General features: G+C 37.9%; 22 protein-coding genes. 5 read left to right on the top strand and 17 right to left on the bottom strand.

From position 1 onward, the window contains the following. Nucleotides 1-152: 152 nt before the first annotated feature. Both IV81_RS09245 and IV81_RS00985 read right to left on the bottom strand, forming a co-directional pair. Nucleotides 153-323, bottom strand: a complete 171-nt coding sequence (locus IV81_RS09245) for a hypothetical protein (RefSeq protein WP_157059740.1) — start codon at nucleotides 321-323, stop codon at nucleotides 153-155. Between the two features lie 293 nt (nucleotides 324-616). Further along, nucleotides 617-2,560, bottom strand: coding sequence for an acyltransferase family protein (locus IV81_RS00985; RefSeq protein WP_057801402.1), 1,944 nt, complete (start codon nucleotides 2,558-2,560; stop codon nucleotides 617-619). Nucleotides 2,561-2,909: 349 nt separating this feature from the next. Between IV81_RS00985 and IV81_RS00990 the strand changes: the two genes are divergently transcribed. Next, nucleotides 2,910-3,473 carry an LOG family protein gene (locus tag IV81_RS00990; RefSeq protein WP_057801404.1) on the top strand — a complete coding sequence of 188 codons (564 nt, stop codon included), beginning with the start codon at nucleotides 2,910-2,912 and terminating at the stop codon, nucleotides 3,471-3,473. On the opposite strand, the gene IV81_RS00995 is transcribed toward IV81_RS00990, so the two are convergent. Further along, nucleotides 3,470-3,760, bottom strand: a complete 291-nt coding sequence (locus tag IV81_RS00995) for a hypothetical protein (protein ID WP_057801406.1) — start codon at nucleotides 3,758-3,760, stop codon at nucleotides 3,470-3,472. The genes IV81_RS00990 and IV81_RS00995 overlap by 4 nt on opposite strands. A gap of 176 nt (nucleotides 3,761-3,936) precedes the next feature. On the opposite strand from IV81_RS00995, the gene IV81_RS01000 reads away from it, so the two are divergent. Together IV81_RS01000 and IV81_RS01005 are read left to right on the top strand one after the other, a co-directional pair. Then, nucleotides 3,937-4,695 (top strand): ABC transporter ATP-binding protein, encoded by a 759-nt coding sequence (locus IV81_RS01000; protein ID WP_057801408.1) that lies wholly within the window; start codon nucleotides 3,937-3,939, stop codon nucleotides 4,693-4,695. Nucleotides 4,696-4,706: 11 nt separating this feature from the next. Then, on the top strand, nucleotides 4,707-6,515 hold the full coding sequence (locus tag IV81_RS01005) for an FtsX-like permease family protein (protein WP_057801410.1): 1,809 nt from the start codon (nucleotides 4,707-4,709) through the stop codon (nucleotides 6,513-6,515). 107 nt (nucleotides 6,516-6,622) lie between these two features. Here the strand turns inward: IV81_RS01005 and IV81_RS09365 are convergent, their stop codons facing one another. The 5 genes from IV81_RS09365 to IV81_RS09460 form a co-directional block, all read right to left on the bottom strand. Continuing rightward, nucleotides 6,623-6,787 carry a hypothetical protein gene (locus IV81_RS09365; RefSeq protein WP_164488198.1) on the bottom strand — a complete coding sequence of 55 codons (165 nt, stop codon included), beginning with the start codon at nucleotides 6,785-6,787 and terminating at the stop codon, nucleotides 6,623-6,625. A 17-nt stretch (nucleotides 6,788-6,804) separates the two neighbouring features. After that, nucleotides 6,805-7,827, bottom strand: a complete 1,023-nt coding sequence (locus IV81_RS01010) for a glycosyltransferase family 2 protein (RefSeq protein ID WP_057801412.1) — start codon at nucleotides 7,825-7,827, stop codon at nucleotides 6,805-6,807. 23 nt (nucleotides 7,828-7,850) lie between these two features. Further along, nucleotides 7,851-8,927 carry a serine hydrolase domain-containing protein gene (locus IV81_RS01015; RefSeq protein ID WP_236696798.1) on the bottom strand — a complete coding sequence of 359 codons (1,077 nt, stop codon included), beginning with the start codon at nucleotides 8,925-8,927 and terminating at the stop codon, nucleotides 7,851-7,853. 533 nt (nucleotides 8,928-9,460) lie between these two features. Further along, complete coding sequence (locus IV81_RS09455; protein ID WP_236696799.1) at nucleotides 9,461-10,342, bottom strand: hypothetical protein; 882 nt, start codon at nucleotides 10,340-10,342, stop codon at nucleotides 9,461-9,463. A 69-nt stretch (nucleotides 10,343-10,411) separates the two neighbouring features. Continuing rightward, entirely contained in the window at nucleotides 10,412-10,879 is a 468-nt protein-coding gene (locus tag IV81_RS09460) for a helix-turn-helix domain-containing protein (RefSeq protein ID WP_236696800.1), read from the bottom strand. A gap of 91 nt (nucleotides 10,880-10,970) precedes the next feature. On the opposite strand from IV81_RS09460, the gene IV81_RS01025 reads away from it, so the two are divergent. Further along, a complete protein-coding gene (locus IV81_RS01025) occupies nucleotides 10,971-12,482 on the top strand; it encodes a MucBP domain-containing protein (RefSeq protein ID WP_057801414.1) in 1,512 nt (503 codons plus the stop codon). A 290-nt stretch (nucleotides 12,483-12,772) separates the two neighbouring features. On the opposite strand, the gene IV81_RS09370 is transcribed toward IV81_RS01025, so the two are convergent. The 6 genes from IV81_RS09370 to IV81_RS01050 form a co-directional block, all read right to left on the bottom strand. Continuing rightward, nucleotides 12,773-12,940 (bottom strand): hypothetical protein, encoded by a 168-nt coding sequence (locus IV81_RS09370; RefSeq protein WP_164488199.1) that lies wholly within the window; start codon nucleotides 12,938-12,940, stop codon nucleotides 12,773-12,775. Nucleotides 12,941-12,956: 16 nt separating this feature from the next. After that, nucleotides 12,957-13,979: a glycosyltransferase family 2 protein gene (locus IV81_RS01030; RefSeq protein ID WP_057801416.1), complete on the bottom strand. Its 1,023-nt coding sequence runs from the start codon at nucleotides 13,977-13,979 to the stop codon at nucleotides 12,957-12,959. 442 nt (nucleotides 13,980-14,421) lie between these two features. Continuing rightward, the gene (locus IV81_RS01035; RefSeq protein ID WP_138473920.1) at nucleotides 14,422-14,754 is read right to left on the bottom strand and encodes a hypothetical protein; all 333 of its coding nucleotides are present in this window, start codon (nucleotides 14,752-14,754) and stop codon (nucleotides 14,422-14,424) included. Between the two features lie 348 nt (nucleotides 14,755-15,102). After that, complete coding sequence (locus tag IV81_RS01040) at nucleotides 15,103-16,524, bottom strand: hypothetical protein (RefSeq protein ID WP_057801420.1); 1,422 nt, start codon at nucleotides 16,522-16,524, stop codon at nucleotides 15,103-15,105. Between the two features lie 79 nt (nucleotides 16,525-16,603). Next, entirely contained in the window at nucleotides 16,604-17,917 is a 1,314-nt protein-coding gene (locus tag IV81_RS01045) for a D-serine ammonia-lyase (protein ID WP_057801422.1), read from the bottom strand. 70 nt (nucleotides 17,918-17,987) lie between these two features. After that, on the bottom strand, nucleotides 17,988-18,611 hold the full coding sequence (locus tag IV81_RS01050) for an endonuclease III domain-containing protein (RefSeq protein WP_057801423.1): 624 nt from the start codon (nucleotides 18,609-18,611) through the stop codon (nucleotides 17,988-17,990). Nucleotides 18,612-18,726: 115 nt separating this feature from the next. Here IV81_RS01050 and IV81_RS01055 point away from each other — a divergent pair, with 115 nt between their 5' ends. After that, nucleotides 18,727-20,145 carry a C69 family dipeptidase gene (locus tag IV81_RS01055; protein ID WP_057801425.1) on the top strand — a complete coding sequence of 473 codons (1,419 nt, stop codon included), beginning with the start codon at nucleotides 18,727-18,729 and terminating at the stop codon, nucleotides 20,143-20,145. A gap of 60 nt (nucleotides 20,146-20,205) precedes the next feature. Here IV81_RS01055 and IV81_RS01060 read toward each other — a convergent pair whose 3' ends face one another. From IV81_RS01060 to IV81_RS01070, 3 genes are all read right to left on the bottom strand, one after another. Then, nucleotides 20,206-20,391 carry a DUF2929 family protein gene (locus tag IV81_RS01060; RefSeq protein ID WP_057801427.1) on the bottom strand — a complete coding sequence of 62 codons (186 nt, stop codon included), beginning with the start codon at nucleotides 20,389-20,391 and terminating at the stop codon, nucleotides 20,206-20,208. Between the two features lie 98 nt (nucleotides 20,392-20,489). Then, nucleotides 20,490-21,368: a PfkB family carbohydrate kinase gene (locus tag IV81_RS01065; protein WP_236696801.1), complete on the bottom strand. Its 879-nt coding sequence runs from the start codon at nucleotides 21,366-21,368 to the stop codon at nucleotides 20,490-20,492. Then, the gene (locus IV81_RS01070) at nucleotides 21,355-22,719 is read right to left on the bottom strand and encodes a purine-cytosine permease family protein (protein ID WP_057801429.1); all 1,365 of its coding nucleotides are present in this window, start codon (nucleotides 22,717-22,719) and stop codon (nucleotides 21,355-21,357) included. The genes IV81_RS01065 and IV81_RS01070 overlap by 14 nt, the downstream gene beginning before the upstream one ends. Nucleotide 22,720 lies beyond the last annotated feature (1 nt).

The raw sequence follows: 22,720 nt of genomic DNA on the forward strand, positions 1-22,720 counted from the left end.
GGCTGCTAATATATATTTAGCTCCCTGAAAAGGATTGTTCTCCAAAAAACCGTACGTTCCAATCAGAAAGAGGATCAGTCCCATTGCCACAAAAACATAGTAATACCGCTCTTTAAGATACAAATAATATTTTTTCATAACCATGCCTCATCCTACTTTTTCTTAACCGCTTTAATCCATTCACTGACTAAAATACCGCCTACGAATCCAATCAGTAAAACGAGCATCGATGAAATATCAAAACGCCTATTCAAATATTCCTCTACCACAAATCCGACCAGCAGACCAATGAGAACCGGTGCGTACGTCTTAAATATTTTCATGGTTACACCTCGATTTTTATCTTTTTCACATTGTTAGAGTAAATTTATACGGCATTACCAAAGCAACTGCTTGTTTCAAAAATGATATATATTCTTTAACACGTATCTTATACTCTCTTAGAAATATAATCAACAATATAGAACTTATATCCGGTATATTAATATCCAAAATACGGTTTAATTCCCTTTTTACCAAAAAATACCTCATAGTCATTAGACTTTTCATCTAACAACTACGAGGTACTTTATATCATTAATGGAATTTTTAGATTACTACCTTAATTCCAAATTTTCTATTTTTGTTTATCCAACGTTTTTACAATTTGCTTAACTGCGATCGATGCATATTGAATCGAACCATCCGGATTAGGATGAACATGATCAGTATAGAACCATCCCGGTTGATTCTTAGATGGTGTGTACCAGTCAATTACAGTAAAGTTTTTATATTTCTTGGCAGCTTCGGCCAAAGTTTTATTAACTGAAGATTCCCATGTTTGAGTTGGAACATGCACGTTTACCCAGAAAATATGACGCTTCGAGCCGACCGCTTTTTCGATTCCTTTGACGTGATCCATCGTAACAGGGCCGTTAGCACCAAGATTAATTAATACGTTATCACTTAAGTTACCTTGTGACTTCAGTGATGTAATGACACCTTGGGCTTCACCAACCTGACGACCAACTTTCGCCGACATATAAGCCGTTTGGAAAACTTCTTGCAAGTCGGTTGCTGTATCTTCAAGAACTGAATCACCGACTCCTGTAATTGGCACGGTTGATGCAAACTTAAACTCTTGCGGTGTTAAATTGTATTTTTTAGCAATTGCTTCTTCTTTTTTGTTCAATTTAACATTTTTAGAGCTAGAAGATTCGCTAGCAGCTTTTTTAGCAGCCTTTTGCTTCTTCAACGCTTCGGCATTCTTTTTATCAGTTGCTTTACTATTTTTAGCTAATTTAGTCTGCAGACCATCCGTTTTTTGAGCAACCTTTTCTGGTGCCGTTGCAGCACCATAAATCGCAACAGCGGTAACCAAAATAACCGGAATTGCTAGGTAGCGGCGCCATCCTAGCCCAGACTTAGGATTAAAAATAGCCCCAATTGCACGGAATGTATTGCGATAATCAAATTTCGCTAAAGGAACTTCGATAAATCTAAACGAGAGTTCACTAATTAGTAAAATAATAATCAGCGGTGCAATGGTATTAATAACAGGATGTGCAGCAATATTAGTTACCTTTTGCTCATAAAAGATCATCACTGGAAGTTGATACATATAAATTCCGTATGATCGGCTCCCCAACCATTTAAAAACTGGATTAGTGAGCGCACGATCCCAAATAAACGAAGGATGGGCGATGATTGCTACCATTAAAACCGAAATCAGTGAGAAAATAAATATTCCACCATAGTATGGTGTGGCTGTGGTTCCCGGCATATTAAAGAACGAGATTCCCATCGCTACTAAAATCAGTAGACCCAGCGTATTTGCAATTATATTAGTTTTTAATTTTAGATTTCTAGTTAGTCTTGTTGATGGCCATACAAACGCTAAGGCAGCGCCAATTAAGAATGGTGCAACACGGGTATCCGTACCATAATAAACCCGGTTAACGTTGTCAGGACTGTAAAGAATCGCCATCAACATAGTCGAAATAATACTCAATGAGAACAACACCCCAGCAACTTGGGTGCGGTGGTCATTGTACACTTTTAGCAAAACAATTAGGATGATTGGCCAAATAAAGTAATATTGTGCCAAAACTGACAAATACCACAAATGTGTAAATGGCGATTCACCATTATAACGGTCAAAATATGACTGACCGTTACCAACTAACCACCAGTTGTAAACAAAAGTTAAGTTAGTCCAAATAATATTTCTAATATGTGACAGTAGATTTTGCGCAAAGACGGTCATGTATGCCGTACTTGTAATTAAAACTACTATTAGAGTTGGATAAAGTCGTCGCAATCGTCTTAAATAAAACGAACCTAATTTTATTTTTCCATTACGATCCCACTCTTGGATAAAGATATCGGTAATCAGATACCCTGACACCGCAAAGAAGATTGGAACCCCTAAATATCCACCAGGAACGGTATATGGCATTAAATGATAAAAAATAACGCCTAATAGCGCCATAACCCTCAAGCCATCAAAACCTGTGATATACCTGCGTTTTCCGACGTTTTTTCTTTCGCCGGAATTATTATGAAAATCAGATCGTTTCATCGTACGTACCTCTAATAATAAACAAATTCATATCCCCCACAACTTATGTACTTAATACATACTAAATCACTGTAATTCTACGTGTATTCAATGGTTTATATCATACAATATTGGAACAAAATATCCAACTAATTTATGAAATAAAAGTTTAATATTTTGTTCATCTCAAGTTCACACTAAAATTACCTAACCATTATGACACAAATTAGTCTTAATTACTTGTTTTAACCAACTTAGTGACTGATATTTATTACGTTAAAAAATTTCACTTATAAGATAACTCAATCTATTTTGCGCATACTTTATTTGGTGGTAAGATTGCCTTATCTTTAGTCGAGGAGTGATTTTTTTGAAAAAAATAGCTGTATACTGCGGAGCCGCAAAAGGAAATGATCCAATTTACGTTGAAAGCGCTAAACGTCTTGGAATCTGGCTTGTTGAAAACAATATTGGTCTCGTTTATGGTGGCGGAAAATTTGGATTAATGGGCGTAATTGCCAGCACCGTGATGAATAATGGTGGACATGTGGATGGAATTATTCCCCAAGAACTAGCCGACCGTGGTGCTAGTGATCATTCCATTTCTAACCTGCAAGTCGTGGAAAATATGACCGTTCGTAAAAAAGTTATGATGGAGTTGGCTGATGGTTTTATCGCACTTCCAGGAGGCCCAGGGACGCTTGAAGAAATTTCCGAAGTCTATTCATGGTCAATTATTGGCGATAATAATAAACCCTGCATCCTTTTCAACGTTAATCATTACTATGATAATCTGCAGAAAATGTATGATCAAATGGTCGAAGAGGGCTTTCTTGTTCATGAAGCACGGCAAAAACTGTTATTTACCGATTCACTTGAGTCAATCTCACAATTTATTGAATCTTATACGCCGCCTGAAATTCGCGAATATTAAACCAAAAGTAGTACAACAAAAATAATGGTGACGATTGTGCGAATTACAAATCTGGACCAATTAATGTTGTAGAAAATAAACTGTCCATTGATTAATGTCACAGGCAGTGCCAATACAATTCCGATGATTCCAAGCCATGGTTGAATAAATGTCAATAACATTAAGACACCAACAATAATGTTAAGTACCATGATCCATGTCTCAACCTGAACTTCAATTCGTCGAGCACTATAAATAAGAATTCCACCGTATAACATAGTTAAAATAACTCCAATTACATGAATCATATCAGTCACCCCTGTTCTTATATGAAAGAAAACGCTATTTTATACATACATTGTACCAATATTAATTTAAATTAGGGTAGAAAATTTAATCAATGATTAAGTTTGGGTTGACATCTAACCTTTTTATTTATATAGTTAGTCACACAAGTAATTAAGTAATTTTGGAGGCGACATTTATGAACAATCAAGCAATTGTTAGTGTTTCGGACTTGCATAAAACTTATGGGGGTAAGAATGAAAAGCAATATGAAGCATTAAAGGGTATTAATTTTGACGTTCAACCAGGGGAATTTGTTGGTATTATGGGTGCATCAGGTTCTGGTAAAACCACTTTACTAAACATGCTAGCAACATTGGACCGACCAACTAGTGGAAGTGTCAAAATTAATGATCAAGACGTTACTAAACTAAAGGGAAATAAGATCGCTGATTTTCGGGCTAACGAAATTGGTTTTATTTTTCAAGATTTTAACCTGCTAGAAACATTAACGGCCGAAGAAAACATTGCTTTGCCATTATCGTTACAAGGTGTACGTCGTAGCGCAATTAATCAGGCCGTCAACGCGGTTGCAACTACTTTATCGATTGAGGATCTTTTGAAGAAGTATCCAACCGAACTTTCTGGAGGACAAAAGCAACGGGTGGCGGCTGCTCGAGCAATTGTTCATAAACCCGCCCTTCTATTGGGTGACGAACCCACTGGAGCACTTGATTCAAACAGTGCGCGTGAGTTATTGGAATTATTGACTGATATCAACCAAAAACAAGGCGTTTCCGTTCTTCTTGTTACGCATGATCCGTTTTCTGCAAGTTTTTGTGACCGAATTCTCTTCATTAAAGATGGGGTAATTGGTCAAGAACTGAAGCGCAATGGAGATTCACGGACTGAGTTTTATCAAAACATTCTTGAAAAACTCGGAACTTTTGAACAGTAGGGGGTCCAGATATGTTATTTAGACTCGCTCTTTCAAACATTAAAAATCGCATTCGGGACTATATTGTTCTTCTAACTGGGTTGGTAATGTCATCCGCTATTTTCTATATGTTTGCTAACCTAGCAACTAACGAAGACTTTATTAAAACGAATGCTAGTTTTAAATTTGCCGTTCCCGTCTTCTATTTTGGAGAAGTTTTACTAGCAATCATCACCTTTATCTACGTCATGTACGCCAATTCGTTCTTGTTAAACATGCGCTTGCATGACTACGGATTGTTTATGATGTTGGGTGCCAAAAAACGGCGCGTTGGTAGTCTCATGGTTCTTGAAACACTTACAGTTGGGGTTATCGCTACCGCACTTGGTTTGGTTCTTGGTGTGGCACTTACCGGCGGAATTTCAGGATTATTGTTTGACCATCTTGGAATTGTTCTTCATCATTTCAACCCGTTTTATTTAAAGGCACTGCTAACTACGGTACTGTTATATTTAATTTTATTCGTAATTGCAGCTATTTTTAACTTGCAATCTCTAATTCGGACACCGGTATTAAAACTACTTAATCAAACTGATTCCGTTGATAAAATTAAAGTTCGTGGCTTCGGCCTGTTCTTCTCGGGAATCCTTGGTGTTGTACTAGTCGGAATTGGTTACTATGTCTTACATGAAATTGTCGTTTTCCAATTAATGGCCATTCCAATTGCGTTAGTAACGATTGTGCTCGGAAGCTATCTGATCTTCCGCTCCAGCATGACGCTAATTATTCACTGGCTTAAGGGCACCGGCTGGGCTCGTCATAAATTAAATAACTTTACACTGTCACAGATCATGTTTAGAATCCGTGATTATACTAAAATTTTGACAATCACATCTCTTCTTTTCGCACTAGCACTTGGTGCCATTACGGTTGGTTCAGGTTTCAATCGTCAAATCGATTGGATGGCTAAGATGTCGAGTTCGTACACGCTTGCCGTTAACAATCCAACGACGCAAGAACAGAAATTAATGACCCAATTAACTGGTACTAAAATTGTTAGTTATGATCAAAAATTTGTTGGTAAAAATGTAATTTATAACGAAGATCAATTTGTTCAAAATCCATTTATGGTAGTTAAATATGAAAAAGCAAAAGATGGGACAGTTAAAGCACCTAAAACCGTTCCGATCTCTGTCCAAAAGCTGAAATCTGATGTAAATGACCAACTTGATTTTCTAGGTCTCGCAGGTCGGACAGGTGTTGAGCCATCCTTCCAAAAGACCAATCAGTTTAATCAAATCAACGCCAACAACAATAGCGTTAGCGTTATTACGGTTAAAAACATCGGCGTAAATCGTGACGTATTAACTAAGTTAAACAACTTACAAAATAAAGCCCACCCACAAGAATCAATCAGTGGGATCGGTGTCGGCAGTTTCCAAGCATACTTAGTCATTAGTAGCATGTATGGTGGCCTTGAATTTATCGGTTACTTCCTTGGAATTGCCTTTCTAGCAATGCTCGCTAGTTGCCTGATGTTCAAAATCCTTTCGGGAACTCGGCAGGACGCCATTCGCTATAATTTACTATCAAAGGTCGGTACACGTCGTTCATTACTACGTCAAAGCATCAATCGCGAAATTTTTGTTTTGTTCGCCGTACCTGGTATCTTAGGAATCGTCGACGTACTCTTTGGACTACAGATGTTTAAACCAATCTTGGATAAACCCTACTATAATATTCAATATCCAATTCTAATTTTCATCGGACTGTATTTAATTTATTACTTCCTAACGACTTGGCTGTATAAATTAATTGTTCTACCGAAAAAGAAAAAATAATAATATAGAAGAAAAATGGCTACGACAGAGTACTAAACTCCCCGTCGTAGCCATTTTATTTATCCGTGCCAAACTAATGTGGGTCTAAAAATTATTTTAATCTCACACTACTGCCATATTTGATCAACATGACGACTGTTCCATATACATCTAACAATCGTTCCTAGTGCGAGAACTGCAAAGAAAATCGATATCGCTGCTAAAAAGTGATAAAGCATTCCCCATCCTAGTCCGATCAGTGTAAATCCGTTTCTTTGAATATTTGAATACATATTTTTAAACTCCTAATTTATTCTGTGACATGATTCCAAGTTCCATTTGACCCACCAACTAACTGAATTAGTGCGCCAATGTATGCGACTTGCAGAAAAAGACTATATATCAGTTCTGGAAAAATTAAGCCAGCAAAAACTTTGGCTTGATGGTCTTGATTCCATACCGTTACAATTCGTTCTGCGGTAAAAATCACACCTATCACAAACCATAAAAGGCTAAAGATCATCATGTCGTGAAGCATAAGATAAATGGTAAATACAATTAAACCGATAAAAGCTAGCACCGAAATAAACAACATTAGCTGCTGAAATACGTATGGTAACATCACGCGATTCCATTTTCGCCGCGTTACTTGCTGAAGCGCACCTAAATACCATCGTCGGCGTTGAAGATAAAGCATTTTCCACGTTGGCATAATTTCAGTTGTACAATAACACGACATTGGCGAAATAATTCGTGCTCCTGCTTCTTTCAAATCAATTGTTAGCGCAAAGTCTTCCGTAATTGATTCTTCATTATAAAAAGTTCCACGCATCTCATGCACTTTTTGAAACATATCAGCGCTAATCATTGAAGCTGTTCCGGTTAGCACGAACACTTTTTTACTTCGCTTAATTTGATTTGTATACCGATACCACTCCATTTGCTGACAAAATTCAATCATTGCCCTGCGATTGGCATCCCCGAAAAAAACCGAGCCAACCGCATCATAGCCACCCTCTTGAACAGCAATGGTTGCACGCGAAATCCAATCATCGGCAATGACGGTGTCTGCATCACAAATAAAAATGTAATGCTGTTCTTGTTTCCAATCAACATATTTTTCCAGAGCTTGATTCAAGGCTCCGGCCTTACGTTTTTCATTATTAACCGTCTCAAATGCTTGCGCGCCCGATGCCAAAGCTTTTTGATAGGTCGCATCTGTGCAATTATCGCAGGCTACAATCACCCGATCCGTCTGCTTCTTTAATGCTTCAATAGTACTCGTAATTCCCTCTTCTTCATTATGAGCGGGGACGATCGCCGTTACGTACATAATTGTCCACGCTTCTTTCTCTCTTAATATGAATTCCCACCTAGGTAAGGCGTTTGATTGATTAACGCGTAAATGCTGTTAGTCAATTTCATCGTTGTTTTAGCACCTTTTCGGTTGCCTAATAAAATCACCGTATTTCCCGCGGTTTGATTAAACATTATCGAAGGTTCATACCCTTGAAGAATGCCGTGTCCACGATAATATAGCTTATTTTGGTATACTCCTGCTGTATAAACACTGTCTTTTGTTGTCTCTAGAAGCGTTTTAACACTTCTTTTAGGCAAAATTTTCCCATTAATAAGCGCTTCAAAATAACGAAATAGTCCACCGGCTGTCATGAAAAAACTTCCAGTACCGACTTCACTCGTATAAATATACTGAGCGTTAGAATATTTACGACCGTTTTTCTTAAAGCTCAATGCAATATTTGAGTTATTAAAATTAGGCATCTCCATAACTTCAAATTTTCCTTTTGGATTAACAAGCCGATTAAAACTTTGAATATAATTTTTGTGCGTAATTTTCGTTATTATTCCGACTAACAAATGAAAATTTATCGCGTCATAGTTCCAGCCTTTCCGTGGATCGGCTTCAACATTTTTTAGATAAAACTTTGTTAACTGTTGTTCTGTCAACGAACTACTCGGATCCTTAATCGTCGCCAGTCCAGACGTCATCGTTAACATATTACGAATACTAATGTTCTTAGCATTTGGAACTTCCGGATAGAATTTTGACAATCGCGTTGCGTAAGTTAACTCCCCCTCTTGAATCAACTTTGCGACCATTACCGAAGTCATACTTTTTTCAATCGATGCAATGTTATATAACGTGTTGACACTGTTAGAACTTCGATCATCACTCTTTCCATAGCCCTTATGTAGCAAGACCTGATGATCCTTAACCACTAAAGCCGTCCCGCTAAACTTGTTATCTTTAAGCATGTAATCTACGTTGGCAATTAAATCACTATGCGGATTGATTGTATAATGTGTCGCCCACATGTCATTTAGATAAGTATCATGGACCATCTTTAAGATAAAACACACTTGTAAAATCAATATTATCCAAAACCAATAACTTTTTCTTAAAACCACCACTTTTTCTTTCTCCAAAACACCAAATCCTTACTTACACCTGTAGTAAATCTCAAACTTGTGTCTGACTCGCATGACATTAATCAATCAGCAAAATTTAACCGTGCTTGTACAAATCTATCTTCATCGTCCAGCATCTCTTCTACCCCACAAGAAGAATTGGTACACTTTAAAAACGATTCGATTTTAATTATATACAATCAAATTAATTCCTGATCAACTTTTTCACAAGGATAATCATTACGCATTTATAATATAATTCTAAATGCTCGATAGTAAAGCGATTAGTAGTCTCACGAATTACAACCGACTTTAATCCCATGAGAAAACACCGGTATAGTCGTGTTTACGCCTACATGTAAACCAAAAAGGGCCGGGAATTTTTCATCCACGGCCCTAATTTAAAAATTGAATTTTATGTTTTTACTGCTCCTTCTCCGGTTTTTATACGTTAACCATGCGTAGAAGCCACTCACTTTTTACCAACTTCTTTTTCAAAATCATTTAAACCTCAAAACTGGTCTACTCCAGATGTTTCATTGTTGCTTAATTTTAACAATCAGATCTCCCAACAATTCCCAATCTTGTGCAATCGGCGGTGCTTCCCAAATCACCTGTTCACACTCTCGTTTTTCCAAAGCTTGATCTGATAAAAATATATCGGTATCTTCGTTGAGCTCATTTGTTATTTCAATGTTCAACGATTTAAACTGCCGAAGCTGGGCTGAAATGTATCTCGTATATAGCCTTCCATTCGAAAAATCAACCGCGATTTTAACACTATTACTTAAAATATTCGTTGGTAGTCGTTCCATGATGAATAGCATGTATGCGTAGTAAACCTGTGTCAAAATACTTTTATCAAGTCGCAATTGATTGCTTGTACATAGAATTTCCAGCATTTGTTTTACTATTAGGTCTAATTCAGGGTACGTTTCTGTAAAAAAAGGCACCTTAACTGGATCAACAAAGGTCTCACTAAAATAAAACGGTGAAAAAACTTTAGTATTAATTTTCGTTAATTCCTGACGAACTCGTTGAAGTAACCCAGGCTCAACCACCCGTCCAAAAATATCATCCAGCAAATTAATCTGTTTAATGATTATCATGTTGATTTCACCAAGCGGACTCATATTCCAGTTTTCGTCGATGGGATCCGTAATTAATTCGTTAATAACCAAGTAAATATACATGTATTCCAACTCGCCCTTAAGATCCTTATCATTCAGCTGCCACATACTGTTCATGACATTCAAAAAACTTAAGTCTCGGTCTACAGCGTATTCATGTTTAATCAATTTTCCCTGCTGTATTCGTCCGGCTTGAACAAACGCAAAGTTTATCAACTTACCTTTTTCGGTGAATGTTAAACTAACATTCTGAAATTCTTGTTTAAGCTGATCTATAGCTTCGGCCACTTGACCACCCAAATTATTAGTCAGTACCTCCGCATTATCAAAGAAGTGATGAATTATACTAAAAATTACTTATCGAATTTCAGCCTCATTACGTCTTCTTTTCCCAATAAAATATTCAGAAATAATATGGTGTATGCGTCGAATATTCCGGTAATATGTAGCTCTGCTGATTCCAAATTGTGTCAAGAACTGCGTCGTTGAGCCATAGATTCCTAAATACATGTTGAGAAGGATATTCAATCGGACCGATTTAATTGCCATAGTTTTTAAAATTAATTTTAAATATCCGGTGTTCAGTCCCTGGACCGTCAACAGTCCTTGTCCATTGTACATAGTATTCACATTGGTCATATCACCTGTTTCGATGATAAATTCTAATGAGTCAAACACGGTTAAAACTTGATGCCTGCTAATTCCAAGCTCTTTTTGTAAATAATTAATTGAGATACTTTTTTCCGCGGAATTCACAAAAATTTCGGCCATTTGAAAAATTAACTGTTGTTCATCGTCTAAAAATCGGTTAAACTTTTCCAGCATATACTAACTCCTTAGAATTATTTTTTTGGAAATCTAATTCCGGGAGCTATTCTAACAAATTGTGTCAAAAAATTGTGCTTGGAGGATTGTTTTGAATAAGTTTCAATATCAGATTTCACCATTACGAGGTGCCAAAAAGGTACTGCTCATGCTGTTTACAGCAATTATCGGATTTTATTTCACCCCGCAAATATTTCTTAGAACACAAAGTCCGAATGCCACCATTTTAGCCGCCTCCAATTCAGAATCATCAAATTCTCACGCTACTGAGACAAATCCAACAACCCCACAAACTACAAATTCAGTAAATTCTTCATCCATTCGCCATCATGAAAACAATGCTAGCGTTTTAGTTCAATATGTTGACCAGAACGGGACCGTTCTTGCCAGCGAAGAAGCTAGTTACCCCCAGGGTGCTTTTCAAGGAAAAAGTTACCAAACGCAGCCCAAATCTATCAAAAATTTCAAGTATATCGGCCTTTCAAGCCATAGTCTCCCAGCAAATGGTATTTTAAAAAAAGCCGGCATCAACGGCACCGTCATCTATACGTATGCTCCTGAGTATCAGGTTAAAACTAAAACCATTCACGAAAACATTCATTACGTCAACCAAAATGGAAAAAAACTTGCGCCAGATCGAACATCAAACACCGTGACTTTTATGACAGTCACTAATCCTAAAACTAAGCTTTCTAAAACGTACTACTCGTTTACAGATTCGTCTGCCCAATTAGACTCAAAAGGGGTTCCGCTTGGTGCCACTTGGCATCCCGGCAAAAGGACCGCGTTTGCTTCCGTTCCACATTCTAAAGTAAATAATTATGCAGTCTACTCGGTCGTCGGTTCATCCTTTAACAAAAAAGAAATTGGTGTCCAGCCCGTCGACTCGAACAGCGCTGATTTTAACTTCACCGTTATTTATCGTCCGATCTCAATCACTTTCCAGACCGTTGTTCTGGATGACAATTCGCATAAGACGTTGCTTAAAAAGAAAGTTACCCTCGTGTATAAGGCTAACGAAGACTTCGATTTTTATTCAATCATTAATCATTATCAAAAAATGGGGTACAGATTAATCGGCCACGAGCCATCTCGCATTAATCTCAGCCAAGTTGATGCTGATTCAAAGACATTTTACATTCATTTAACTTCATCAAAACCCGATAAACGTCCCAAAGAGTCATCGACCAAAAGTAAAATGATTAACCGTGTTGCCTCAACTCCAAAAAAGACGTCCAGTTCAGAGCAACAGAAACTGATTAAACGTTCGTCAATTCGCCGTGCTTATTTCAACACTAAAACTACTCGACGATCAATTTCAGCCATAAAACGGGCATTGCGATCACCTTTAGAAACCGAAAAATATCATATAAAAATCTTTCCTGAAGTTCAATTGAAGCTCAGACAGAGTCCGATTCCATCGCGTCTTCTCCCCACAATTTCATTACTTAAATCACATCATTCCGGATCAAAGGCAGACATTGTCTTTGACGACTGGATTCGTGACATGAATGATTTATTCACCGTCAGTGGAGGGCACAATGCCACTCAGCTAGGAGCAATATTTAAATCACTTTCTGGCACAATGCTCATTGGTCACTAGCACCTGTTTAACTTTTAAATATCGTGAAATTGATAAAAAAGAGGCTACGACAAAAAATGTCGCAGCCTCTTCTTATGCGTTCCGAATAATATTTTCATGATCATGACGGAAGCTAGCTTTCAGGACTCACCTTGCCCTCTATTTCAAACATAGACGTCACGCTGACATCCTCAAAAACTAGACGACCTCATTAAAATTGACTTTAAATTGTACTTAAATATCTAACTGACTGATACATTTCCTTAACTATAAGGTACTAATTAATATTTTAGCTACACCAATTAAAATTGTTACTGCCATTCCTCATTTTCAGAGTACCGATCACTCCAAATCGTCATGGCAATTGTTACTACTGCCAAAATTGCAAAGAAAATCGAAACTATCGCTAAAAAGTGATATACCGCACCCCAACCTAAACCGATGAATGCCAATCCACTTTTTTGAACATTTGAATACATTGTTCCTCGCCTCCAACTATTCTGTTACATGGTGCCAAGTTCCAATTGAACCAAATACTAATTGTAACCATGCTCCGATGTACGCAACTTGTAAAAAGAAGCTGTAAATTAACTCTGGGAAAAGCATGGCGGCAAAAAGTTTTGATTCCCGATCCTGATTCCATACTGTAACAACGCGTTCTAGCGCAAATATGACTCCGACAAACAACCATAAAAAATTAAATATCAGCATGTCATGTAACATTAAATATGTTGTAAAAACGATCAGACTCATAAAAGCAAATACAGAAAGAATTAACATAAATTGTTGGGTTACGTACGGGAAAAGCACCCTATCCCACTTTCGACGTGTGGTTTGTTGCAATGCACCTAAATACCAACGCCGACGTTGAAGAAACAGAAGTCTCCAGGTCGGCATAATCTCCGTCGTGCATGAACATGACATTGGAGAAATTATTTTCGCTCCAATTTTTTTCAAGTCCAGTGTTAACGAAAAGTCTTCAGTAATCGAGTTCTCGTCATAATAATATCCATTCATTTCATGAACTTTTTCAAATGATCTTGCACTAATCATCGAAGCCGTTCCTGTTAGAACAAATACTTTTTGACGACGTTTGATTTGATTGCTATATCGACACCATTCCATCTGTTGGCAGAATTGCAGCATTGAATTTCGATCTGCATCTCCCTTAAAAATTGATCCAATCGCATCATAACCGCCCGTCTCAATTAAGGTTTTAGCGCGCTTTACCCAATTTTTCGAGATTATTGTATCTGCATCGCAGATAAAGATATACTGATCCTTTTTATTCCAATTAACGTACCTTTCCAAAGCCTGATTTAATGCACCCGCTTTTCGAGCGGTATTGTGTTTGGTGGCAAATACTTGCGCGCCAGTTTCGATTGAATTTTTAAACGTGTGATCTGTACAATTATCACATGCAACAATGATCTGATCCACTTGCTCTTTTAAACTATTGACCGTATTAACGATGCTTTTTTCTTCATTATGTGCAGGAACTATAGCTGTTATATACATCAACGACACTCCTTTAGTAGGGATTCCCACCAAATATGTGGGTCAGTTAACAATGCTATACGCTTATTCACCCAGTTTAATTTCATACTTTTGAAAATGGCTTTGTTTTGATGAATTTCACTAATATTACTGCTTATCTAAAAGATTTTTAGATGTTTTTGAACATCTTTTAGCCAATTTTTTATCGAACTCATGCATTGTTGTAGCATCAAGTTGCATTAACTGTCATGCACACCTTTCTTACAAAAAGCTCGAAGCTTGGGCGTCACCACCCAACTAGTCGGATTTTCACGTTTGAGCACCTTCAAACACAGCTTAAATTATAGTTCTCGACAAAAATCATTTTACCTATCATCACCTTTGTGGGGACTCAGTGTGATTTCAATATGATGTTTTTGATAAAACGATTCATCCCGCGTACTACTTTTTAAGGTATCTGAAATTAATGATTAAACTCGGATAACCGAATACTATCTAAAATTTTCTCCTGTTCAATTAACTTTGTTACCATTCCAAACGTGAGGTTTTTCTTAACCGAATTATCACGGTGTAATTCGTCAAGCCGACGATCTTCTTCACGATTCTCATATAATGAACCGTTACCATTCTTGAAAATTAGCACAGTTTCAATGCCTTGTTCATGCTTCAGCACGTACTTTTCATTTACGACCGTACTCTTTTTTGACTGAGAAGTATAACGTGTTACCTGATGTCCATTCAAATAAGTGTCGTGAGCCATTTTTGCAACAAAACAAATTTGCAGTAATATTATCATCCAAAACCAATAGCTCTTTTTTAACGACATTAGGTTCACCTTTCCCTCGTTAGCTGATCGCTATGTTTGGTCTTTTCGATATCAAACGTGTTGGTATCATTCTTCAAAATCAGGAAGGTTAACCTGTTTTATAGTAATGGCATCCCCGGCCGGACTCCGCCATTCAATAAATCGAATAACCATTTTCAGATTAGAGATAAAAACGGCCTCTAATCCTACTCACCCTTAATAATAAAGATGATTAACACATCATCATAATATAATCGAATCAGGTTATTCGTAAAGGTTTTCACTGTTTCGTATTTTTCAAAGGCTTTTCATTTTGTGAGAAGATGCTATCGCAATCACTTATTCACCATACAAATTACTTCGCTCTTTAACAATCATGCTTCCTAACGCTTCTAAATCGGATGTAACTGGTGGAGTTCGCCAAATCAGTTGCTTGTATGTTCCTTGCTTTACAGGTTGGTCTGATAAAAAAATATTCGTCTTCTTTGTTAATTGGCTGGAGATCTTAATATTTAATTTATCAAACTGTTTCAATAAATCCGTTATGTATTTTGTATATAAAGGTCCGTTTGAAAAATCGACCGTTATTTCAATCGGTGCAATCAGGTCATTTTGCGAAAAATTGGTTAACAAAAATAGAATATACGCATAGTATGCCTGCGTTAGAAGATCTCGATCTAGATTTAAATGCTGTCCTTGGCTAAGAGCTTCAATCATTTTTTGAGTCACGGCACTTAATTCTGGATATGTTTTCATGAAAAACGGCTTTTTCACCGGATCAACAAACGTTGTACCAAAATAAAAGGGTGAAAATATTTTGGCATTCACCTTTAATAACTGCTCTCCAGCGGATCGTAATGTTGACCGTTTTTGTTGAAATATTTCGCCAAGAATTTTAATTTGCATGTCACTAATTGCGTTTACTTCATCTAAGAGATTAACATTCCACCCTTTTTCAATTGGTCCCGCAAGGATTTCATTAACAATCAAATACGCATGTAAGTATTCAAATTCACGGTAAATTGTACGACAATCAACATGCCAGATTTCTGACATTGATTTTAATGGCGCCAGTGATTGATTAGTAATGAAGCTACGTGTAACAACGTTTCCTTGATTTATTCGACAAGTTTGAACAAACACGAAGTTTAACAATTTTTCCCGCTCCGTAAGTCGCAATTTTTGAGTTTTAACCGCGGGTAACTGATCGATTAGCCGTGGAATTTGCTTTTTTAGTTGCTCTGGAAGTAGCTCTGCACCATCAAAAAAGTAATGAATAATGCTAAAAATAATCTGCCTAATTTTTACTTCATCAGACTGTTCTAAAACTTTAAAATCACGTTTTATAATTTGATTTATGCTTTGAATATTACGATAATACGTGGCGCGACTTACCCCAAATTTCTTTAAAAATTGAGTCTGTACTCCGTAAATTCCCAGGTAGTTATTAATGAAAACATTCAGTCGAATCGATTTTTGCGCCATTTTTTTCAACACTTGCTTAATAACGGTCGTTGATAATCCATCGATAATTAACGTTCCTTGTTTTAGATACCTTACATCGACCTCTTCAATTCCAAGCGAATCAATTAAGGATTGTAGCAGGTCGAATGCCATTAAAGTTTGGTGCCGGCTAACATTTAGTTCTCCCTGTAAACGGCTAATCGTCCATCTTTTTTCTGAGGATTCGAAAATTTTTTCCGACATTTTTAAAACTAGTTGTTGATCGTCATCTAGAAACATATTGAACTTTTCCAGCACTATTATTTTCCTCCGTAGAATTCCTAATTAAAAAAGCACCTGAGAATTGGCTATTCCAAATTCTAAGCGCTTTTTTATATTAAAGATTCGTCTTATTGATCTCTGATTCGCCGTCCGCTAAATATTGATCCATGTCAGACTTAGGAACCATGCTACCACCCGTTGCCCAAACAATATGCGTGGCATTTTCCATCGGATAGTCTTTTTCTAGTTGGGCCTGAACGTCATCTAAAATCGTAAGTCCTGATGCCGCTGACGGTTCGACATCAATATTTTCAGCATCATGTAATTCAGCAACATTTTTCATCATTTTTTGGTCGTCAAAAGTCTGGATTCCATACAATAATGTATCCATCATTTTACCTGCAATCCGTGAAGGACGACCAACGGCTAATCCGTCTGCTTTGGTAACTCCATCGATTCCGATATCATAGACTGAAATCTTTTCGTTGAGACCCGTTAACATCCCCAAAGATACCGACGGAATGTGAGTTGGTTCCGCAAAAATTGGGTGAACATTTGCACCGATCACTTTCTTTAACCCAAATGCAACACCGCTTGGGCTTCCACCAACTCCTGCCGGAAGGTAAACGAAAAGCGGATGTTCTTTATCAACCGTTATCTTTTGCGCTTTCAGTTGGGTTTGTAAGCGCAAAGCGGCGACCGCATAACCTAAAAAGAGATCAAAGGAGCCCTCATCATCGATAAAATATGCGCTTGGGTCCATTTCGGCTGAACGACGAGCCTCGGTAATCGCATGGGTAAAGTTGTCATTATATTCAACGACTGTAACACCCTTCTCCCGCAACAAATCCTTTTTCCATTGTGCCGCGTCGCTTGACATGTGAACGCTGGTATTAAAGCCTAATTGACATGCAACAATTCCAATTGATAAGCCCAAATTTCCCGTTGAACCGACAACAATTCCATATTTACTAAACATTTTTTTAAAACGTGGTTCATTCAATTTAGCGTAGTTGTCCCCATAGACCAATTCACCATGGTCAATGGCAACGCGTTCGGCAAATTTAAGCACTTCATAAATCCCACCCCGAGATTTAATCGAACCTGAAATCGGTAAATAGTTATCCGCCTTCAAGTACAATGAGCCTTGCAATTTATGCGTTGCTTCGGCATTCAAAACCGATCGCATTTGATCAATTTTTAGTAAAGGTGATTCTAATATGCCATGGTCAGATAGCGTTTCTGGAAAAGCAACTTCAAAGTAAGGCGCAAAACGTTGGAAGCGGGCTTCCGCATCAAAAATATGTTCCGATCCCACGGGCAACTCAGCTTCTTTTTTATAATTGGGGTTTTTCCAAAAAATTTTATGATATGCCTGCATTTCCTTAATCATTGGGAACTCACTTGATAATTCGTTAATATCAACCATTACTTTTCTCCTCGTTATTTTTTTCACATTGATAGTATACAACGACATCCATTATTTGCTAACCCTTATTTCAACAATTAATAAATTCATTCACAAATTCTTCTTTAGTTTTAATCCTTTTCCCAGAATTAACAATCATCGCGTGGAAATTTTGCCATTCTTTTGCGTCCAATTGAAGCTCTTGTTCGACTTTTTGCTTAGCCTGATCATATCCGTTAGGTAGCTGATACCCAAACCAATCAAAAATTCGTCTACTATATTTATCACAAATAAACCCTGGCCGTTCAAGCGCATACATCATGATGTAATCCGCCGTTTCTGGGCCAATTCCTACCAACGACAATAGTTCTTTTCGAAGCCGATGGGAACCTAGGTCATGAATTTCTTTGATTGAAAAGTCATATTGTGCTGCCCACTCCAAGACGTGTTTAATGGTTTGTGATTTCCTCGTATAAAATCCGCTCGGTCGGATGTTTTGGATTAAATCGTCATTTTCAATACTTAAAATTGAAATTGGGTCAAAATTAAAATTTCTTTTTAAATTTTGTAAGCTAGGTGCCACGTTGGCCCAGCTCGTATTTTGAACTAATATTCCACCATATACCACTTCCCAAGGACTGTCTTGCCAGTCTTCCAGCCACGGCTGTTGCCCTAATTGGCAAAACATTGTTTGATAGATACCAGAAACCTGCATATGCACACCTCCGACACTATTATAAGTTCAAAGCGTGATATTTCATTGTAAAAACAACTAAAAAATCAAATTAGAGTTAGAATATATATTAATACATTTAAAGGAGACTTTTAATTTGATTGAAAAAGCTTGTACCACTGTCTTAGTCGGTAAAAATGCTTCCATTGATGGTTCCACCATGGTTGCCCGTAATGATGATACATTTTTACCACTAGCACCTCACAAATTTTATATGCATCCCGCCGAAAAGAACGTTGATGAAACAATCGTCTCATCCCAAAATGGATTTACCGCTAAATTACCGGCTAATGGGTACCGCCATAGTGCGGTTCCAAACATTGACCCTGAAAAAGACGGTATTTATGACGAAAGTGGCTTTAACGAAAAAAATGTCGCGATGAGTGCTACCGAAAGTGTTTACGGTAACCCACGCACATTGGCATACGATCCGTTAGTACCCAATGGTTTAGCAGAGGATACGATGCCAACCATGGTTCTACCATATATTGATTCTGCAAAAGACGGTGTTCAGTACCTCGGAAAGTTGATTGCCCAATACGGATCTCCAGAAGGAAACGGCGTTATTTTTAGTGACCAAAACGACGTATGGTACATGGAAATCGTAACCGGCCATCACTGGGTTGCCCAACGAATTCCTGATGATTCTTATGCCGTTGCGGCTAATCAAGTTGCTATCCAACAAATTAATTTTAACGATTCCGACAATTTCATGTGGTCGGAAGGCATCCAAGAATTTGTTGAGGAGCACCATTTGAATCCTGACAAGGAAGGGTGGAATTTCCGCCACATTTTTGGAACCGATACGGAAAAAGATCGTCACTACAATACGCCTCGTGTTTGGTACGGTCAACTTTATCTAAATCCTGAAATTGAACAAGATCCACAGTCTTCGGATTTACCATTTATTCGCCAAGCTAGCCGAAAAATTACGGTTGAAGATGTCGGTAATATTTTAAGCTCACACTACAACGAAACTAAGTACGATCCTTTCGGACACGGCGCCGATGCCGATCGTTTGAAGTTCCGACCAATCTCAATGAATCGAACACAAAATTCACATGTTCTCCAAATTCGAAATGACGTTCCAGCCGAACGCGCTGCGATTTTTTGGCTAAACTTCGGTGTCCCTGCGTTCAGTCCTTACGTTCCATTCTTTAACAACGCCACCGACACCGATCCTAGCTACCGTGCGACAAAACTAACAATGAATCTTGATGATGCATACTGGATGTACCGCGCAGTTGGTTCCGTTGTCGAAGGTCACTACAGTCACTTTATTCAGAGCAACGTTGATTATGTCACGGCTTCAAAGGAATATTTACGTAGTCGAGTTGCTGAAATCGATGAGCAAGCCTCCGATCTGTCTGGAACAGAGCTAACTAATTTCCTAACTGAAGCAAATCACGCTACGGTTAAAGCAATGAAAAAACGGACAATGAACCATTTTAACGATCTTTTGGCTTCCGGATTATTACTTTCAAAACTAACCTTTAACATGGATAAGAACCTATAGAAAATGCAAAAAAGCTATGGCAAATTAATTTTTACCATAGCTTTTTTCATATTTAAAAATTTATTTTTCATTTTTCATTACTAATGAAAATCCATTGACAATCAGTAGCGAACACACCAATGTTACGAAACCAATCTCTAGAAAATTATATTCTAATTGTTGTAGTTGAGATGCAAGAAAACCAATTACTTCTCCAAATAGAGCTGCCCAGAAACACACCACTAAATTTGCAACAAATTTTTTCATATAAAATATTTCATCCTCACACTTTCATGATCGTTATCTTTGATTATCACATTTACTAGCAGATAAATCAAATTCACCAAATCATGTGTGGATTATAACTATAGACTACCACCTCTTTGAACAATTACCAATGCCGATAGCTGATTACCTAATTTAACGGCCCCATCAATGGATAGTCCTCGTTGTAAACCGGCTAGAATTCCGCCACAATGTGTATCTCCCGCACCAATCGTATCAAAGGCTTTCACCTCTTCCCCCGCAATAATCCGAAAACCATTCTGGTCGTATATTCCAGCTCCCCGATTGCCAAGCGTCACGATTACGGGACTGTTTGTTTTACTATAAATGTCTTGCAACTGATCCTCTACGGTTGAATATGAGCTTAAATATTTTATTTCATCTTCGTTTCCATGAATAATCACTCCAGAATGTAAAAATGAATCAATCGTTTCCGGCGTCATATATTGCACGCGTGGAGACACATCAAATACTATATATGAATCAGGCCGCCGCGTCCGAAGTTGATTTAAAATTACCGTTAAAGATTCTTTTTGTTCTGTTTCATACCCGCTTATGTAAAAATACTGATAACTTTGAAAATCTAAGCTATCGAACCACTCACTTTTCCAAAGCTGATCAATCCCCTGCATTGTAATAAAGCTGCGTTCTCCTGAAGGTTCTACCAGCGAAATATCCCATCCGTTATCAGCAATATCATCTTGTAATAAAATCGGAAATTGACGCTGCTGCATCGTTTTTGTAACAATATCGGCATACGGCCCCCGACCGACAGGGGCAAGTAGATCCGTAGTTGCTTCAGCATAATTTAGCGCGCCGTAAACATTAAACGCCGAGCCGCCCACTTGATTTTTTTGAAAATCTCCTGTGACATCCTCGCCGGGACTGGGTAGCTGCGGCACTTCAATAATGACGTCTACAAAGGCTGCGCCAATCACTAAGATTTTATTTTGCATCATTAGTTTTCCCCTTAAACATTGAGAAGATAAGCATCACAATCATTGCCACGATTGCCGACGCAAATACGGACAAACTACTATTATTTTCGAAAATACCATGTGCAAATAGCCCACGATAAGCCGCATTACTGGTGAATAAAAATCCCGTAATTGTTGCTATAATCCACGAAACAATTCCGCGCCAATTGTAGTGAACTCTCGAAGTCTTTCGCATTAAATCAACATCGTATCCATGACGGCGGTAGATCACACTATCAACTAAAAAGACTGCCACCCACGATGCCAAGCAAATCCCAAGGAAATTTAAGAACAACTCAAAATTACCTAAAAAATTGGCCGAAATAAAAAGGACATATATGGAAATAACGACGATGAACAGTGAATGAAAAAGCAACGATGTTTTTTCTGAAACATCAATCCCAATGGTCGCCAAGTTAATCCGTGCTGAACGCAACGAAACCAGACACTGCGGAATCAATCCACCAGCAGCCGAAAGAAAATAAATAAATCCAAACCAATGCGGTAATGCATCAAAAACAACCGCATACGGATCCCCAGCCGTCGCTAAGTTCGGTGAGATTGTGCTTAGTAAAATTCCGCCTGCCATCGTAACAAACAGTGGAGTTGCCGCTCCTAACGTTGTACTCCAAAAATTGGATATAAGCTTCGTTTGGGGCTTAACATACGCTCCCCAATCGGCGGCGGCCATTGACCATGAAATACTTGAGCCAGCCGCCACGAAAGCTACGGCGGGTAGCCAACTCGTTACCCAATTTCCGGTCTGCATCGAAAACGCCGCTGTCCAATCTGACTTCACCAAAAAAATCACTAATAAAACCACCGTAAAAATTCCAAAAATCCAACTAAACCACGTTTGAATCCTAACTAGGACGTCCTCTTTAAATAAACCAGAAATAATTACCAATCCCGCAAAAATAGCTAAACATAGTATTTTGGTCCATGTATTTTGTGGAATATTGATTGACTTAAGCATTGATGAGAACAGTAAAGTTCCCGTGATAACGTTAACTGAGATCCAGCCGGCCATGTTTAACCATGCCATAAAATTGGGTATTTTATTTCCCCGTATTCCATAGACCGCACGACTTAGCTTGAAAGTCGTTACCCCCTCCCGCTGACCAATCATTGATACTAACCCCGGAATTGCAAAAGTAAGTGCTCCCACTAATGCAGCTAACAACGCCTGAACGAATGATAAATGATAGCTCACAATTATTGCGCCATATACAAAGCCCATAATTCCAATATTAGCCGCAAACCAGTTGTAAAAAAGTTTTCCCGGACTTAATACGCGCTCGTTGTCAGGAATCTTGATAATCTCGTCGTTCATT

Source organism: Pediococcus stilesii, assembly GCF_001437075.1.
Classification (GTDB): domain Bacteria; phylum Bacillota; class Bacilli; order Lactobacillales; family Lactobacillaceae; genus Pediococcus; species Pediococcus stilesii.